The 17,178-nt window shown below is 75.0% G+C and carries 14 protein-coding genes; 7 read left to right on the forward strand and 7 right to left on the reverse strand.

Annotated elements, in window-relative coordinates; translation table 11 throughout:
* Nucleotide 1 precedes the first annotated feature (1 nt).
* From RKE38_RS08205 to RKE38_RS08235, 7 genes are all read right to left on the reverse strand, one after another.
* Nucleotides 2–745 (reverse strand): hypothetical protein, encoded by a 744-nt coding sequence (locus RKE38_RS08205; protein ID WP_316006949.1) that lies wholly within the window; start codon nt 743–745, stop codon nt 2–4.
* Nucleotides 742–2,343: a serine/threonine-protein kinase gene (locus RKE38_RS08210; protein ID WP_316006950.1), complete on the reverse strand. Its 1,602-nt coding sequence runs from the start codon at nt 2,341–2,343 to the stop codon at nt 742–744. The genes RKE38_RS08205 and RKE38_RS08210 overlap by 4 nt, the downstream gene beginning before the upstream one ends.
* A complete protein-coding gene (locus RKE38_RS08215; protein WP_316006951.1) occupies nt 2,340–4,064 on the reverse strand; it encodes an FHA domain-containing protein in 1,725 nt (574 codons plus the stop codon). The genes RKE38_RS08210 and RKE38_RS08215 overlap by 4 nt, the downstream gene beginning before the upstream one ends.
* Nucleotides 4,061–4,879, reverse strand: coding sequence for a PP2C family protein-serine/threonine phosphatase (locus RKE38_RS08220; RefSeq protein WP_316006952.1), 819 nt, complete (start codon nt 4,877–4,879; stop codon nt 4,061–4,063). The genes RKE38_RS08215 and RKE38_RS08220 overlap by 4 nt, the downstream gene beginning before the upstream one ends.
* Nucleotides 4,876–5,349: a hypothetical protein gene (locus RKE38_RS08225; RefSeq protein WP_316006953.1), complete on the reverse strand. Its 474-nt coding sequence runs from the start codon at nt 5,347–5,349 to the stop codon at nt 4,876–4,878. The genes RKE38_RS08220 and RKE38_RS08225 overlap by 4 nt, the downstream gene beginning before the upstream one ends.
* A 338-nt stretch (nt 5,350–5,687) precedes the next feature.
* On the reverse strand, nt 5,688–6,449 hold the full coding sequence (locus RKE38_RS08230; RefSeq protein WP_316006954.1) for a glycerophosphodiester phosphodiesterase: 762 nt from the start codon (nt 6,447–6,449) through the stop codon (nt 5,688–5,690).
* Nucleotides 6,446–8,035 (reverse strand): CCA tRNA nucleotidyltransferase, encoded by a 1,590-nt coding sequence (locus RKE38_RS08235; protein WP_316006955.1) that lies wholly within the window; start codon nt 8,033–8,035, stop codon nt 6,446–6,448. Before RKE38_RS08235 ends, RKE38_RS08230 begins: the two co-directional genes overlap by 4 nt.
* A 65-nt stretch (nt 8,036–8,100) precedes the next feature.
* Here RKE38_RS08235 and RKE38_RS08240 point away from each other — a divergent pair, with 65 nt between their 5' ends.
* The 7 genes from RKE38_RS08240 to trxB all read left to right on the forward strand — a co-directional run bounded on the left by RKE38_RS08240 (nt 8,101) and on the right by trxB (nt 17,162).
* Nucleotides 8,101–8,556, forward strand: a complete 456-nt coding sequence (locus RKE38_RS08240) for an NUDIX hydrolase (RefSeq protein WP_316007616.1) — start codon at nt 8,101–8,103, stop codon at nt 8,554–8,556.
* Nucleotides 8,556–10,769: a DUF6049 family protein gene (locus RKE38_RS08245; RefSeq protein ID WP_316006956.1), complete on the forward strand. Its 2,214-nt coding sequence runs from the start codon at nt 8,556–8,558 to the stop codon at nt 10,767–10,769. Before RKE38_RS08240 ends, RKE38_RS08245 begins: the two co-directional genes overlap by 1 nt.
* Nucleotides 10,766–12,388: a murein biosynthesis integral membrane protein MurJ gene (murJ, locus tag RKE38_RS08250; RefSeq protein WP_316006957.1), complete on the forward strand. Its 1,623-nt coding sequence runs from the start codon at nt 10,766–10,768 to the stop codon at nt 12,386–12,388. The genes RKE38_RS08245 and murJ overlap by 4 nt, the downstream gene beginning before the upstream one ends.
* Nucleotides 12,389–12,442: 54 nt before the next feature.
* Nucleotides 12,443–14,476 carry a hypothetical protein gene (locus RKE38_RS08255; protein ID WP_316006958.1) on the forward strand — a complete coding sequence of 678 codons (2,034 nt, stop codon included), beginning with the start codon at nt 12,443–12,445 and terminating at the stop codon, nt 14,474–14,476.
* 21 nt (nt 14,477–14,497) lie between these two features.
* Nucleotides 14,498–15,046, forward strand: a complete 549-nt coding sequence (gene sigM, locus RKE38_RS08260) for an RNA polymerase sigma factor SigM (RefSeq protein WP_316006959.1) — start codon at nt 14,498–14,500, stop codon at nt 15,044–15,046.
* A 124-nt stretch (nt 15,047–15,170) separates the two neighbouring features.
* Entirely contained in the window at nt 15,171–15,965 is a 795-nt protein-coding gene (locus RKE38_RS08265; protein ID WP_316006960.1) for a hypothetical protein, read from the forward strand.
* 159 nt (nt 15,966–16,124) lie between these two features.
* Complete coding sequence (gene trxB / locus RKE38_RS08270) at nt 16,125–17,162, forward strand: thioredoxin-disulfide reductase (RefSeq protein ID WP_316006961.1); 1,038 nt, start codon at nt 16,125–16,127, stop codon at nt 17,160–17,162.
* Nucleotides 17,163–17,178 lie beyond the last annotated feature (16 nt).

Consider the following 17,178-nt stretch of genomic DNA (forward strand, 5'->3'; position numbering starts at 1 on the left):
ACTACTTCCCCCCAGGTCCTTCACTGTCGATCGCGTCGAGGAGCACGAGGTCCGCCTCCGTCACCAGACGGGTCGACAGCGCGTGCTCGACCAGCCTGGACTTCCTGTTGCTCGCGAGCTTCCCCGGGCCCCCGTGCAGTCCACGAGTACCAGCATCCGCGAGCTTTTGACACACATTGTCCAGTTTTCGGTTGAACTTCGTGACCTTCCACCCCAGCCGCGCCGCCGCGTCCGCGGACGACGGGATCTGGCCGGGCCCGGCATACGACCGGCGCAGGAGCGGCTCCGCCAGGGCCACGATCAGCAGCTTCTGGTCGGGGGTGAAGGTCACCCGCCCCACCGTGGTCTCGCCGGTCGCGGCGTCCTCCTCGAGCGCCTCGGTGCCCGTCGAGGTGAAGGCCGGGCTCCCCACGACGACGTCGAAGTCGTAGGTCGTCGGGCCGGCCGTGAACCACACGGTGAACCGCTCGAGCGCCAGCGGGATCCGCGCGCCGGGGTTGAGCCACGCCTGGAACAGGCCCTTCTTGTCGGCGACCGTCGCGGTCAGGGTCGTGCCGACGTTGCTCAGCCACCACAGGCCGCCGTCGTGCACGACCTGCAGGAAGCTGCGGTGCAGGAACGGGTTGTCGTCGATCTCGACGTCGCCGGTGCGCCCGATGGTCAGCGGCGTGCCGGGGACCGCGACGAACTCCTCGCCGCAGAACTCGACCGTCACCGTGCCCGCGTCCACCGCTGCCGCGCTCACTTCGCCACCGCGCAGACCGGTGTCGAGTAGTCCGAGGCCGCGCCGTTGCGGTTGGTCCTGACCTGGGCACACACCTGGGTTCCCGCCTTCGCTGAGATGGTCGTCGTCGCCGTGTCGAGGGGTCCGCGGTCCTGGGCCTGGGCCAGGGCGGAGGTGTCCGCGCCGGAGCGGACGAAGAACCGGTCCTGCTTCTGGGGCGCGAGGTAGGTCCAGGTCAGCCGCACGCCCTTGGCCACCCCGGTCGCCTCCACGCGGGGGGCGTCGGGCACGTCGAGGGCCACGTCCCCGGTCTGGCTCGCCGCCGTGGTCGGCGAGTCGGTCGCCGTGTCGTCGCCGCCGCGACCCCCGAAGAGGAACGAGAAGAGGGCGACGAGGGCGACCGCGCCCACGGCGAGCGCCGCGAACGTGACCGCCGGGTTCCGCGCGGGCGCCGGGGCCGGCGCCTCGGGCGTGGCCACGGTGCTCGTGCCGAGCCGGTCGCGGCTCACCGTGCCCTCCGGGACGTCGCCGGGCACCGGCCTGCGCTCGTATGCCGCGTGGGTGCCGGGAGCGGTCGAGACCCCCTGCGCGCCGGTGACTGCGTGCGTGCCACCGACCGAGCGGGGCGGGCGCGGCGGGACGACGGGCGCCTGGCCCTGCACCGCCTGGGGGGCGCGGACCCGGGTGCGGTCGCCGTCGCCGCCCTCGGTGCCACCGGTCTGGTCGGCGAGGGTGGTCTGGCCCTGCTCGTCGAGGACGACGATGGCCGATCGGGCGAACCGCTGCTCCTGCTCGATCTCCTGCAGGGCGCGCGCGAAGGCCAGCGCCGACTGCGGCCGGGCGTCGGGGTCCTTGGCCATCGCCTGGGCCAGCAACCGCTCGAGCGAGACCGGCACGTCGGCACGCCCGGTCGCGGGCACGGGGCTGGTACGGATGCGAGGCATGAGCCCGTAGGCCGAGTTGTCACCGCCCGGGATCTCGAACGGCGAGCGCCCGACGAGCAGCTGCCAGAGGGTGGCGGCGAGCGAGTACACGTCGGAGCGGACGTCGCCGCTCGACTGGCCGAACAGGACCTCCGGCGGGGCCCACGGCACGCTGACGCCCACGTCGTCGTCATCGTCCTCGGCGGCGCCGTGGCCGAGCTGGCCGGCGATGCCGAAGTCGGTCAGGCCCGGCGCGCCGTACTGGCTGACCAGCACGTTCGCCGGCTTGATGTCGCGGTGGGTGATGCCCGCCCGGTGCGCCGTCTCCACCGCGCTGGCCAGCTGGATGCCGGTGCGCAGCACCTCCTCGACCGACAGCCGCTCGCTGCGCGAGCGCATCGCGAGGTTCGGCGGCGGGTAGTACTTCATGACGAGGTAGGGACGGCCGTCGGTCGAGGTGCCGGAGCGGAACACCTGGACGATGTAGGGGTGGTCGGCGAGCTGGGCCATGGTGTCGGCCTCGTCGCGGAACTGGCGGCGGATCGCGTCGGTGATGCCCTCGCCCTTGAGCACCTTCACCGCGACCCGCATCCGGGGAGCCTGCTGCTCGTAGAGGTACACGTCGGCATACCCACCCGAGCCGATGCGCTCGCGGTAGACCAGGCCCTCGAGCTCGGGCGGTGCGGCAGTGCTCACGGGCGCACCTCGTAGGTGAAGGTGACCTCGTCGGCCATGCCGACCACGGTGCCGGGTTCGATGACCTGGCTGTCGCTGGGGCGCAGCCGCACCGGCTGCTGCCCGGGCAGGGTGACGGTGGTGCCGTTGGTCGACCCGAGGTCGCGGACCAGGACGTGCCACCCCTCGAGGACGACCTCGACGTGGTTGCGCGAGATGTCGTTCTCGGCGCTGACGACCCGCACGAGGTGCGGCCGGTCGGCCGCGGGCAGGTCGGCGTTGAGCTTCGGGGCCCGGCCGAGGAGCACCCCGCGGTCGAGGGTGACGACGTCGCCGCCGGAGAGGCGGATCGTCCCCAGCGGGGGTCGCGGGGTCTGGAACGGCTGCTGCGGCGGGATCTCGCGGTCGCACACGCGGCAGGTGACGGCGTGCGGCGGGCTGGGGTGGCCGGCCGGGCACAGCACGGCCAGCACGATGGGGCCGCGCGGGATCGACCCGGTGGCGGTCACGGGCAGGCTGGCCCGGTCGACCGTGGCCTCCTCGGGCTCGACCGGTGCGGGAGCGGGGGCCGGCTGCTGCGGCGGCGCGTACGGCAGGGGTGCCGACGGCACCGGCGGCGCCGCTGGGGTGGGCGGCGCCGGACTGGCCGGCGCCGAGGTCGGCGCGGCCGGACGGTCGGGCTCGACCGGGATGACCGGCCTGGTGGGCGGCGCCGACGCAGGGGGGACCGGCCCCGGCACCGGGTCGGACGCCGACGGCAGGGGCGGCAGTGCGCCCCATCCGGCGGGCGCGGAAGGGTGCTGCCCGGCGGGACGCTCTCGCTCCGGCGTGGACGACTGAGGCGCCGGTGGCTGGGGCGCTGCTGGCTGGGTTGAAGGCGGGGGCGTCGCTGCTTGGCTTGAAGGCGCGGCGTCGGTCGCGGGCGGCTGCTCCGTCGACCGGTCGGCCGGCGGCACGTTGCTGCCCCCGCGGCGCCACGGGACCGAGTCGATCAGGCCGCTGCCCCGGCCCTCCTCCCGGGCAGGTGCGGGCGAAGTCGACGGGCGCCCCTGCTGGGTGTGCTGCGGAGGCGGCAAGGTGTGGGCCGAGGAGTCGTCGAGGCCGCCGGCCTCCTCCATCGGCGCCCGGCCGATGGGCGGCTCGGAGAGCGAGCCGGTGTCGTGGTTGCCCAGGAAGGGCGGCGTGCCGGTCGAGCCGGGTGCGCCGAACAGGTAGTCGTAGCCCGGCACGTCCTGCACCTCGGGCTGGTCGCGGCCGGGCGCCTGCTGCTCGCGCGGCGGGCCCCCACGGCGCAGCCGGGCCGGCAGCTGCCAGCCCTTGACCGCACCCGGGCGGTCGAGCTCGCCGTCCGGCAGCCCCTCGGGCTCCGGTTCGGGGAGCGGCTCGCCGGAGTGCAGCACCACCTCCGTGGCGCCGGCCGGGGCGTCCTCGTCGGTCCACGGTCCCCGACCCGCGCGGACCTCCACGTCGCCATCGGGGCCGGACACCACGGCATACGCGGTGCCACGGGCGACCACGCGCACGGGGTCGCCGTCGAGGACGGCCACGAAGTCCGGCGCCCGGCGCAGGCCCTCGGCCGACAGGGCGTCGAGGACGTCGTCGAGGTCGCCGGTGTGGACCGCCTCGGCGACCCGCTTGACCACGTCGTCGGACTCCACACCGCGCACGAGGGCGGACACGGCGCCAGCCGAGATGGCGGACCATCCCGGCTGGTCGGGGGCGGAGAACCGGACCTCGCTCATGCGGGGAACCCCGTCACCTCGCTGCGGGGAGCCGTGTCGGCGTCCGGGTCGTCGTCGCTGTCGGCCCGGCCGTCGAGGGCGACGACCACGACCGTGACGTTGTCGCGACCGCCGGCGTCGACCGCGGCGCGGACCAGCGCTTCGGCGGCGTCCTGGGGGTCCTCGTGCGTGGACAGCAGGTGGGAGATCTGGGCGTCGGACAGCTCGCCGTTCAGGCCGTCGGAGCAGACGAGGAAGCGCTCGCCCGGCTGCGGCGGGAACACCCAGAGGTCGACCGCCGGCATGGTGTCGGAGCCCAGCGAGCGGGTCACGACGTTGCGCAGGGGGTGCCGGGCGGCCTCGGCCTCGGTGATGAGGCCGGCGTCGACGAGCTCGCGCACCTCGGAGTGGTCGACGGTCACCGGCTCCATCCGGCCGTTCGCCAGCCGGTAGACGCGGGAGTCGCCCACGTTGAAGACGGCCCAGTGGCTCGACCCGCCCTGGGACACGATCGCCAGGCCCGCGGCGGTGGTGCCCATGCCGGTCTGGGCGGGGTGGCGGGCGACCGAGCGCAGGATGCGGTCGTTGGCCTCGGTGAGCGCGCGCACCACGTCGTCGCGCACGACGACCGCTCGCGAGGTCACCTCCTGCACGGTCTCGACGGCGATCCGGCTGGCGACCTCGCCCGCGGCGTGCCCGCCCATGCCGTCGGCGACGAGGTACAGGCCGCCCGTGGCGAGGTGGCAGTCCTCGTTGTGGTCGCGGACGCGGCCGACGTCGGTGGCCGCGCCGACGCGCAGCGTCAGCCCGTGCACCGTCGTCGGGGCGGCGCTCACCGGGTCACCCGGACGGTCTGCATGAGCTCCTGCACCGTGGCGTACTCGGACTCCACCTCGGGCCCGCCCACCGACCCCGTCACCTGGATGAGGTCGACGACCTGGCCGCGGCGCGCCCCCGCGAACAGGTGCGCCTGCACGACGTCCCCCACCTTCTCGTCGGTCCACGACACGTTGACGCCCACGAAGGGCACGTCGGCGATCTCGACCTCGAACGGGTCGTCCATCTCGCCGTCGGGCCGCTCCTGCACGAACGCCTTGAGCTCGGCCAGGGCCCGCCCGATGGTGAACTCGGCCGACCTGGTGAACCCGCGGACGACCAGGTTGGGCGCGAACGCGCCGCCCTTCTCGCCCCGCCGCGCGGCGAGCAGGGTGCCCGGGACGCGCACCGGCGACCAGCCGTCGGGGATGTCGACGGTGACCGAGGGCGGGCCGGGGAACTGCTCGCTCGGGTACTTCAGGGTGGGCATCGGGACCTTTCGGGGGGCCAGGCGGCAGCCGTCGCCGCACCGGCAAAGGCTAGGTGGCGTGGGGAGCCCTGCCGATGGGGAGGACTCCCCATCGCCGGCACCCCGCCGCGTCACCCCGCCGGCACAGACGTGGGCAAGGTTCCCACACCGGACGCGACACCGAAACCTCGCCCATTTCGGACCTGCCCGGACGCCCTCGCACCCGCGCGCTCACCCTCACCGCACCCGCTGCCCGGAGGTCTGCGCACAGACGAGCGTGCGAGTGCGCAGGGAGCGGATCCGTGCGCAGTGGGACGGAGGTGTGTGCGCAGACGCGCGTGCCCGGGGCGTATGCCGGGTCAGTCGGCGAGGTCGGCGAGCTGGGGCAGGGTGCGGGGCACGTCGTCGACGACCACCGCGTCGACCCCCGCCTCGAGCAGGGCGCGCGCCTCGGGCAGCTTCGGGCACCACGCCACCACCTCGAGGCCGGCCTCGTGCGCCAGCCCGACGGCATACTCCGGCGACCGGAAGGCGGGCGCGCGGTCCACCGGGTTGGGGCCGAACGAGGACCAGTGCGCGGCGACTGCCTCCACACCGAGGTGGGCCGCGGCGGGCAGCGCCTTGCGCAACGGGAAGCCGACCCAGGTGAGGAACGAGCGCGGCACGTCCGGCGCGAGCTCGCCGAGGATGAGCAGGGCCGAGGGGTCGAAGGACGACACGAGCAGCGGCCGGTGCAGTGCCGCAGCGGTGGCGACGGGCGCGAGCGCGGCGGCGGTGGTGCGGCCCCGGCGGCGGACGGCGTCCTCCATCGAGGTCTTGAGGTCGAGGTTGACGCCGACGTCCGCGGGCAGGGCGTCGAGCACCTCCTCGAGGGTCACCGCCCCGAGCTCGCGAGCGCGGGTGAGGGACAGGTCGGCGACGAACTCGGCGTCACCCACGGTCGGGTAGTGGCCGACGACGAGCTGGTCGTCGGCCGTGCGCCGCACGTCGAACTCGACCCAGCGCAGCCCGCAGCGCGCCGCCGCGACGATCGACCCGACCGAGTTCTCGACCAGGCCGTCGACCTCGTCGCGCCCCAGGCCGCGGTGGCCCAGGACCGTCGGCCTCCCGAAGACGCTCACCGTCCGGTCACTCCCCCCGCCGGGTCGGTCTGCCCGTCGGGCTCGCCGCCGGTCCCGGGCTCGCCGCCGCTCTCGCGCGGGGTTCCGGTCTCCGCGCCGGACTCCGGCTGCTGCGCCCACCAGGACCGCAGCTCGCCCTCGACCGCCTCACGTCCGATGACCCCGCGGTCCAGCCGGACCTCGAGCAGGTGCTTGTACGCGCGCCCCAGGACCGGGCCGGGGCGGATGCCCAGCACCTGCCCGATCTCGTTGCCGTCGAGCTCGGGGCGCACGGCCGCGAGCTCCTCCTGCTCCTGCAGCCGCTCGATCCGCCGCTCGAGCTCGTCGTACGTCGTCGACAGCCGCTGGGCCTTGCGGGCGTTGCGGGTCGTGGAGTCCGAGCGGGTCAGCCGGTGCAGCCGGGGCAGCAGCGGGCCCGCGTCGGTGACATAGCGGCGCACGGCCGAGTCGGTCCACTGCCCCTCGCCGTACCCGTGGAACCGCAGGTGCAGCTCGGTCAGCCGCGCGACGGCCTTGACCGTGTCCTTGTCGAACCGCAGCGCCTTGAGCCGCTTGGCCGCCAGCTTGGCGCCGACCACCTCGTGGTGGTGGAACGAGACGCCCCCACCGGACTCGAACCGCCGGGTCGCGGGCTTGCCGATGTCGTGGAGGAGCGCGGCGAGCCGCAGCACGAGGTCGGGGCCGGGCACCGACTCGGGCGGGCCGTCGGCCGGGCCCTCGAGCGCGATCGCCTGGTCCAGCACGGTCAGCGAGTGCTCGTAGACGTCCTTGTGCCGGTGGTGCTCGTCGATCTCGAGCCGCAGCGCGGGCACCTCGGGCAGCACGTGGTCGGCGAGCCCGGTGTCGACGAGCAGCCGCAGGCCGCCACGCGGGCGGGGGGCGAGGAGCAGCTTGGACAGCTCGTCGCGCACCCGCTCGGCCGAGACGATCCCGATCGAGCCGGCCATCTCGGTCATGGCCGCCCGCACCTCCGGCGCCACGTCGAACCCCAGCTGGGCCACGAACCGGCACGCGCGCATCATCCTCAGCGGGTCGTCGCCGAACGACACCTCCGGCGCCCCGGGGGTGCGCAGGCGACGGGCGGCGAGGTCGGCCAGCCCGGCATACGGGTCGACGAACTCCATGTCCGGCAGCCGCAGCGCCATGGCGTTGACGGTGAAGTCGCGCCGCACCAGGTCGTCGGAGAGGTTGTCGCCGAAGGCGACGACGGGCTTGCGGGTGAGGCCGTCGTAGGCGTCGGCACGGTAGGTCGTGACCTCGACGGTGGTGTCCCCGCGCCGGGCGCCGATGGTGCCGAACTCGCGCCCCACGTCCCAGTGCGCGTCGGCCCACGGCCGCAGGACCGCCAGGGTCTGGTCCGGTGAGGCACTCGTCGTGAAGTCGAGGTCGGGGCTGGTCCGCCCGAGGAAGGCGTCCCGGACGGGGCCGCCGACGAGGGCCAGCTCGTGCCCCGCCGCGGCGAACCGCTCGCCCAGCTCGGTCAGGAGCGGGACGACGGGCGCGAGGTGAGCGGTGGCGCGGCGCAGCAGCTCCAGCTGCGGCGCGGACCCGGCCGCGTGCGGCTCGCGGGGATCGGCGGAGGACACGGGGACCAAGCCTAGGCGCTCGTTAGAGTGACGGGGTGACCTCCCCCGCGCCCGAACCGGACCGCATGGCCCGCAGGCTGCCCGCGGTGGAGGAGCGCTCGGCCGGGGGGATCGTCGTCGACGTCGTGGACGGCGTCGCCCGGATCGCGGTCATCGCCCGCCGCAACCGGGCCGGTCGGATCGAGTGGTGCCTGCCCAAGGGCCACCGCGAGGACGGCGAGACGCTCATCGAGGCCGCGGCCCGCGAGGTGGCCGAGGAGACCGGCATCGAGGGGCGCGTGCTCACCGAGCTCGGCACCATCGACTACTGGTTCGCGACCGGCGAGCGCCGGGTCCACAAGTTCGTCCACCACTACCTGCTCGAGGCCACCGGCGGCGACCTCACCATCGAGAACGACCCCGACCACGAGGCCGTGGACGTCGCCTGGCTGCCGCTGCACGAGGCGCACGAGCACCTCACCTTCCCCAACGAGCGACGCATCGCCCGGCAGGCCTGGGCCCGCCTCTCCGGGGACGGCTGATGGTCGGCGGTCCCCGGCGCCGCGCGCTCGGCGCGGCGGCCCTGGTGCTGTCCGCCGTGCCCCTCCTGCTCGGCGCCGGTGCGCCGGCCGGGTATGCCGCGGGTGCGCCGGCTGAGCTGGCGACCTCCCCCGCCGCGGCCGCCGACCCCGCGGTGGCGGCCGATCCCGCGGTGGCGGCCGATCCCGCGCTGGCGGCCGACCCCGCGGTGGCGGCCGACCCGGGCGTCCCCGCGAGCGCCCCCGCCGCCGGCGCCGGGGGCACCGAGCTGACCCTGACGTCGGTGAGCCCCGCGGTCGTGCAGTCCGGCCAGGACCTCGTGGTCACCGGCTCGCTGCGCAACGGGACCGGCACGCCCCTCGCCAAGCCGACCGTGCGGGTGGTCCTGGGCGACACGCCGGTCGAGCGGTCCCGCGAGCGCGTGCAGGAGTGGGCGGGCGCCACCGGTCCGGCCCGCGGCGCCGTGGTGGGCCAGACGCGCCTGGGCGGGACTCTGGCGCCGGGAGCCAGCGGGGGCTTCCGGGTGGTGGTGACGAAGCTCGCGTCCCGCGCCACCGGGTCCACCTACGGAGCCCTGCCGATCAGCGTCGAGAGCGGCGGGACGAGCGTGCGGACCTTCGCCGGGTACCAGCGGGTCAAGCAGTACCAGCCGCTGTCGGTCGCGTGGGCCGTCCCGCTGACCCTGGACCCCGACCCCGACCTGTTCTCCGCCGAGGGCCAGCCCCGCGAGGACGCCTGGCAGCGGGCGCTCGGTGACGGCTCGCGGCTCAGCCGCGTCCTCGACGCCACCCAGGACACCACCGTCACCTGGGCCGTCGACCCGACGCTGACGCCGAGCCTGCTCCAGGGCCAGCACGACGTCGCCACGGGTGCGTCCGCGGCCGGCGAGCGGGCGCTGCGATCGGCCACCGAGGGCCGCATCACCAGCGGCGCCCAGCGGCACACCCCCTGGGTCCTGCCCGACACCGACGCCGACCTCGCCGCCGTGGTGGGCACCCCCGCCGGCGACTCGCTGATGCGCGGCTACGTCGGGCGCTCGACGCCGGTGGCCCAGGCCCTCGAGGGTCGCTCGGACGTGGCGTGGCCGGCGGACGGCGCGTACACGACCAGCCGCGAGACCGCCCTGCGCCGGGTCTTCCGGGTCCCGGCCCTCGCCGGCCAGGTCATCTCCTCCTCCGTGCTCGCGGCCACCACCACGACCAGCACCCCCGTGGCCGCGCAGCGCTCGCTGACCGGCCTGCCGCTGCTCGCCTACGACGACGAGCTCAGCAGCCTCCTCGCCCGCACCCGGTCGCCGCAGGAGGGGGTGCTCAGCGCCCAGCAGTTCGTCGCCGACACCGCCGCGCTGCTCAACGAGCTGCCCGGGACCGAGGGCCGGACGCTGTTCGTCGTGGCACCGCGCTCCTGGGGCCCCGACCCGGCCGCGGCCCGCGCCTTCTTCACGACCGCCGCCGCCATCCCCTGGCTCGTCCCCACCACGACCGACGCCGAGCTCGCACGGGCCCGGCGGGCCACGCCCTCCCCGGCCGCCCCGGTGACGCGGCCCACCACTCCGCTCCAGGGTGGCCGACCCGTGCTGACCGCGGGGCGGGTGGCCGAGCTGGAGAGCACCGTCCGCACGGTGCAGGGGGTGGCGACCATCCGCGACGACGGCGACCAGTTCGGCCGCACGTGGACCCGGGCGGCCGAGCAGCTCGCCTCGACCCGCTGGCGGGCAGCCCCGACCGCCTGGAACACCCTCGAGGGCCGGGTCGACCAGGCCGCCGCGCAGACCACGTCGGCCGTCAAGGTGCTCGCCGGCACCATCAACTTCCTCGCCGAGTCCGGGCGCCTGCAGATCACCGTCACCAACGACCTCACCGTTCCGGTGGAGAACGTGCGGCTGGCGGTCGAGGCCTCCAACCCGCGCCTGCGCATCGACAGCCAGCCGCCGATCCTGCGCATCGGGCCCCGCAGCCGGGCGACCGTCAGCGTCGGCGTCACCGCCCTGGCCGCAGGACCGGTCCCCCTGCGCACCACCCTGACGACGCCCGACGGCACCGTCATCGGGCAGGGGGCCGACGTGCAGGTCCGCGTCACCCCCACGGGAGACTGGGTCTACTGGGCCCTCGGCGGGCTCGCAGGGCTGATCCTGCTCGCCGGGCTCGTGCGCACCTTCCGCCGCCGTCCCCGCCGACGCCTGACCGCCCCCACCACCCTCGAGGTTCCCCGATGACCCAGTCCAGCCTGGCCCGCTCGTCCGCCGTGATGGCCGGCGGCACCGTGGTCTCGCGCGCGCTCGGCTTCGTCCGGGCGTCCATGCTGGCCGCGGTGATCGGGGCGACCGGCCTGGCGGCCGACGCCTTCGACGTCGCCAACACCCTGCCGAACCTGTTCTACCTCCTGCTCGCCGGTGGCGTGCTCAACGCCGTGCTGGTCCCGCAGATCACCAAGGCCGCCACCCACGACGACGGCGGCCACGAGTTCGTCAACCGCCTGCTCACGATCTCGATCGCGATCATCGCCGCCGGCACGGTCCTCGTCACTGCCGCTGCGCCGCTGCTCGTCCGGGCCTTCGCCGACTTCTCGGACCCGCGGGCGGTCGAGCTGGCCACCGCGTTCGCGTTCCTGTGCCTGCCCCAGATGTTCTTCTACGGGCTCTACACGGTCCTCGGCCAGGTCCTCAACGCGCGAGCCCAGTTCGGCGCCTACATGTGGGCGCCCGCGCTGGCCAACGTCGTGATGATCGCCGGTCTGCTCGTCCTGCTGACCGGCTTCCCGACGCAGGTCGGACCGGGGTCGTGGACGCCTGCGATGGTCTGGATCCTCAGCGGGACGACGACCCTGGGCATCGTCGCCCAGGCCCTCGTCCTCATCGTCCCGCTGCGCCGCGGGGGCTTCCGGTTCACCCCCGTCTGGGGCTTCCGCGGCACCGGGCTGGGATCGGCCTCGCGGGTGGCGCTGTGGACGTTCGCGGCGCTCGCGGTCAGCCAGCTCGGGTTCGTCGTCACCTCGCGGGTGCTGACCCGCGCGACCCAGGTCCTCGCCCACGACAACCAGGTCGGGGCCGGCAAGGCGGCCTACAGCAACGCCTTCCTGCTCTTCATGCTCCCGCACTCCCTGATCACCCTGTCGCTGGTGACCGCGCTCTTCACCCGGATGTCCACGGCAGCGAGTGCCGGACGGACCGCGGAGGTCGTGGCCGACCTCGGTCGAGGGGTGCGGATGCCGGCGGTGCTGCTGCTGCCGGGCATGGTCTTCGCGGTGCTCTTCGGGCAACCTGCCGTCCGGGTCCTGTTCCCCGGCAACTCCGTGGCCGAGACCCAGGCCATCGCCCACGTCATGATCGCGATGATCGTGGGGATCCTGCCCTTCGGCTGGCTCTACCTCGTCCAGCGGGTCTACTACGCCTACGAGGACGCGCGGACGCCGTTCCTGCTGCAGCTCGTCGTCACGGCGATCGCCACCGCGGTCAACCTCTTCGCCTTCACCGTCGACGCGCGCCAGGCCGGCGTGGTCGTCGGCGTCGGCCAGACCCTGAGCAACCTGGTCGCGGCGGGGCTCGGGTTCGCCCTCCTGCGCCGCCGCCTGGGGCCCCTCGCCCTGCGGTCGGCGGTGCGGCTGTACGCCCGCCTGGCCGTCGCCGCCCTCGTCGCCGGCGCGGTCGCCTGGCCGCTCGACCGCCTCCTCGCCACCCGGCTCCCCGACACGCACCTCGCCGCGCTGGTCGAGGTCGTGGTCGGCGGTGGTGTCTTCCTCGCCGTCGCCCTGGGCCTGGCCCACGTCATGCGGGTCGAGGAGGTCGGGCAGCTGCTCGAACCGGTGCTCCGGCGCCTGCGCCGGCGGCCGTCCTGACCTGCGCGCCCTTAGGATGAGGGACCACCGCACGAGGAGACCGAGGGAGGCAGCGTGCACGGGGTAGGCCCATCGACGGTGCTCGGCGGCCGGTACGCCGTGCAGCGGCGCCTGGAGCAGACGGCCCGCGGCGAGCGCTGGTCGGCCCACGACACCACCCTCGACCGCGACGTCGTCGTGGTCTGCTTCGCCGAGTACGAGTCGCACGCCGACGCGACCCTCGATGCCGCCCGCCGTGCTGCCGGCATCGACAACGCGCGCCTCGTCCGCGTGCTCGACGTGGGCCGCTCCGACGGGATCGCCTTCTTCGTCGAGGAGCTGCTCCGCGACGCGCACACCCTCACCCAGCTGCTCGAGCAGGGCGGCCTGCCCGCCGAGGAGGCGCGCCGGATCGCCGGCGAGGCCGCGACCGGGCTCGAGGCGGCCCGCGGCAGGGGCCTGCACCACCTCCGGCTCACGCCGAACGCCGTGCTCCGTGGACCCGACGGCACCGTCAAGGTGCGCGGGCTGGCCACCGCGGCCGCCATGGCCGAGGTCGAGGACGTCGAGCCCGACACCGCCGCCCGGACCGATGCCGTGGGCATCGTGGCCATCACGTATGCCGCGCTGACCAGCCGCTGGCCGCTGCCGGGCACGGTGGCGGGGCTGGAGGCCGCGCCGCACGTGATCAGCGGGGTGCCGGCACCGTCGGAGATCGCGGCCGGCGTCCCCGGGGACCTCGACGCCCTGTGCCGGCTCACCCTGAACGAGGACCAGGGACCGCTCACGCCGGGAGACTTCGCCAGCCAGATCGCCCCGTGGGCCACGTCCCAGGTGGCCGGGATCGCGGCGTCGGCCCGGGACGACGACTCGAGCCCGACCGTCGCCCTGCCGCTGGCCGACCTGCCCTGGGCGACCGAGGCCTCGGGACAGCAGTCCGCTGCTGCGACGGCGGGCGCCGCCGGCGCCGACCCGCATGCGACCCAGGTCCTGCCGGCACCGGCCGGCGCTGGGCTCCCGTCCGTCCCCTCGGCTACCGACATGCACCCCGCCACGCCGGTCGACCACGCGGCCACCCCCACGGCGCCGCTGCGCTTCGAGCCGGCCCCGACCGCACCGGGCACGACAGAAGCCGGCACCACGTCGGGCGACACCGCCGAGGGTGCCCCGGCGCGCGCGGCCGCTGCGGCGGCGGGAGCGGCGGCAGCCGCCGGAGCCGTCGGGTCCGCGTTGGGGACGGCCGGCCAGGCAGCCGGACACGCGGCGACCGACGCCGCCCACAAGGTCGGCAGCTTCGCTCGTGCCGCGGCCGACAAGGCTGCGGAGCGCCGGGCCCAGCGCCAGGCCGCGCAGGAACGGGCCGAGCAGCGCCGGATCAGCCTCGACGACGCCCTGGTCGAGACCGGCGAGCCCCTGGACCCGCCCCTGCCACTCCTGCCGCAGGAGCTGTCCGCGCCGCCCACCCGCGACCAGTCCAAGCTGGTGCTCGCCATCATCGCCGGCTTCCTCGTCGTGGTCACCGCCCTGGCCGTCTGGGGCGTCACCCGGATCGGCGACAACACCGACCTCGGTCTGGGCAGCGGACCGACACCGCGGGGCACCGTGACCGTGACCGCCCCCACGACCACGGTCACCCCCGGCCAGAGCCCGAGCAGCGGCGACACGCAGGCCGGCGGCGCGGCATACCCGATCCTCGGCGCCACCGGCTACGACCCGGAGGGCGACAACGCCGAGCGCAACGGCGAGGCGCCGCGCGTCTACGACGGGAAGACGAACACCTTCTGGAGCTCTGAGGGCTACGCCAGCGCCAACCTCGGCGGGCTCAAGAAGGGGGTCGGCGTGCGCCTCGACCTCGGACAGGTGCGCTCGGTGCACTCCGTGCGGATCGTGCTCCCCGACGCCGCCGACGTCACGGTCTCCGTCGGGCCGGACCGCAACCGCGACACCGCCACCGAGATCGGGAGCACGTCGGGCAAGTCCGGCACGATCACCCTCACCAAGGACGGCGCCCCCGCCAAGGGCCAGTACGTCTTCGTGTGGTTCACCAAGCTCTCGCAGGTCTCCGACGGCCGGTACCGGGCGACGCTCGCCGAGGTCACCGTCCGCTGACGCGGGCGGCACGGCACGCGCATGGGGGACACCTCGCTGCGGGAGCGTGACGACCGGGAGCTGATGCGCGCCCACGTCGACGGCGACCCCGACGCGTTCGGGGAGCTGTTCCGGCGCCACCGCGACCGCATGTGGGCGGTGGCCCTGCGCACCACGGGCAACCGCGAGCTGGCCGCCGACTGCGTGCAGGACGCCTTCATCTCGGCCTTCCGGCGGGCCGACTCCTACCGCGGCGACGCGGCCGTCACGACCTGGCTGCACCGCATCGTCGTCAACGCGTGCCTGGACCGCCTTCGGCGGGACAAGCCCACCAGCGAGCTGCCCGAGCGTGAGCTCGCCGACCGGCACGACGGCCACGCCTCCGTCGAGACCCGGCTCGACGTGCGCGAGGCGCTCGACCAACTGCCCGAGGGGCAGCGGCTCGCGCTCGTGCTCGTCGACATGCACGGGCTGTCGGTGGTGGAGGCCGCCGCGGTCCTCGGCGTCGCGGAGGGCACGGTCAAGTCGCGCTGCAGCCGTGGCCGGGAGGCGATGGCCCGGTTGCTGCGGGAACCTTCGGGGCAGTCGTGACGTCCTACCCATGTCGCCACCGCAGCGCGGTCGCCCCTGGCCCGGGTGGTCCCCCGGCTCCCGCGCCGGCATCGTGCGGCGACACCCGCAGCCCGTACCCGTTCCCGATCCGGAGGTCGTCGTGGTGAGCACCCCGCCCGTGCCCCCGGACCCCGACGACGTCGACGAGGACCCCACGGGCATCCGTGCCCTGCTCGGTTCGCTCCCCGACCCCGGCCCCATGCCCGACGACCTCGTCGCCCGGATCCAGGCCTCGCTGACGGCCGAGCAGGCGGCCCGCGGGCCGCACGGCAGTGGCGGCACCGGTGGCGCGACCGTGGTCCCCCTCGCCCCCCGGCGCCGCTGGGGTTGGAAGCAGCTGGGCGTGGCCGCGGCCGCCGTGGCAGCGGTGGCCGTCGGCATCCCCGCGCTGGCGGGTGGGGGCCTCGGCGGCGTGACTGCCCTGCTGGCCGGCGAGTCCTCCTCGGGCGCGGCTGCGAGCAGCGCAGAGGCCCCGGCCACGGCGTCCCCGGTGCTGACGCCACCGTCCGACGGGGCGACGAGCCCGGGCATCGCCGTCGGTGAGCGTGCGCCCGGCGCGACCGGCCCGGTGACTCTCGTGGGCACGGGCACGGCATACACCGCGGCCGCGCTGGTCCAGCAGGTTCGCGCCAGCCGCGAGAACGGCACGTCGCCGGGCAAGGGCGCCCCGACCCGCACTGCGGGCCCCGCGGAGAGCCAGGAGGGTCTGCGTGCCTGCCTGACCACCCTCGGCGTGGAGGCGTGGATGCCGGTGTGGGCCGACGTCGCGACCTACGAGGGACGCGACGCCGTCGTCGCCGTGGTGAGCAGCGACACCGGCCAGCAGGTGTATGCCGTGGGGCCGGAGTGCGACCGCACCCATCCGGCGCGCCTGACGGGCCCCCTGCCGCTCCCCTGAGCACCGAGGCGCGCCACCGGCCGACCGGCTCCCGCGCACCCGGCGCGCCGCAGGCCTCCGGGGCGGTTCGTGGAACACAAAGGCCCTACGATCGGTTGACGTACTCGACACCGCATGTAGCGGTGCTCCCACTTCTCGACCACAAGGGGCTGTAGCCGCGTGAGCACCACCGCACCTGCCGACGTTCGTAGTCTGATCATCATCGGGTCCGGCCCGGCGGGGTACACGGCAGCCGTCTACGCCGCGCGGGCGAACCTGCGCCCCGTGCTCTTCGAGGGCGCGGTCACCGCCGGCGGCGCGCTCATGAACACGACCGAGGTGGAGAACTTCCCCGGTTTCCGCGACGGCATCATGGGCCCGGAGCTCATGGAGAACATGCGGGCCCAGGCCGAGCGGTTCGGCGCCGAGATCATCACCGACGACGTCGAGTCCGTCTCGCTCGAGGGCGACGTCAAGGTCGTCACCGACGCCGAGGGCACCACCTGGCGGGCGCACGCGGTGATCCTCGCGATGGGTTCGGCCTACCGCGAGCTCGGGCTGCCCGACGAGAAGCGGCTCTCCGGCCACGGCGTCTCGTGGTGTGCCACCTGTGACGGGTTCTTCTTCCGCGACCAGGACATCGCGGTCGTCGGCGGCGGCGACTCGGCCGTCGAGGAGGCGACCTTCCTGACCAAGTTCGCCCGGTCGGTGACGATCGTGCACCGTCGCGACGAGCTGCGGGCCAGCAAGATCATGGCCCAGCGCGCCCTGGACAACCCGAAGATCAGGTTCGCCTGGAACTCCGAGGTGGCCGAGATCCACGGTGACGCCAAGCTCACCGGCGTCACCCTGCGCGACACCGTCACCGGCGAGACCCGGGAGCTCCCGGTCACGGGTCTGTTCGTGGCGATCGGGCACGACCCCCGCAACGAGCTGCTCACCGGCACCAGCGACACCGAGAAGGTCGGCCTGGACGACGAGGGGTACGTGCTCGTCGAGGGCCGCACGACCCGCACGAACCTCACCGGCGTCTTCGCCGCCGGCGACCTGGTCGACCACACCTACCGCCAGGCGATCACCGCGGCGGGCTCGGGCTGCGCGGCGGCACTGGACGCCGAGAAGTTCCTCGCCGAGCACCACGAGGCGGGCGCCCCGTCGCAGTCCGAGGCGCTCATCGAGCAGGAGAACCCCGAGCACAGCCCCGTCGGCGTCCGCTGACCCCACGCTGTCACCG

It is taken from the genome of Phycicoccus sp. M110.8 (assembly GCF_032464895.1).
In the GTDB taxonomy this organism is placed as follows: Bacteria; Actinomycetota; Actinomycetes; order Actinomycetales; family Dermatophilaceae; genus Pedococcus.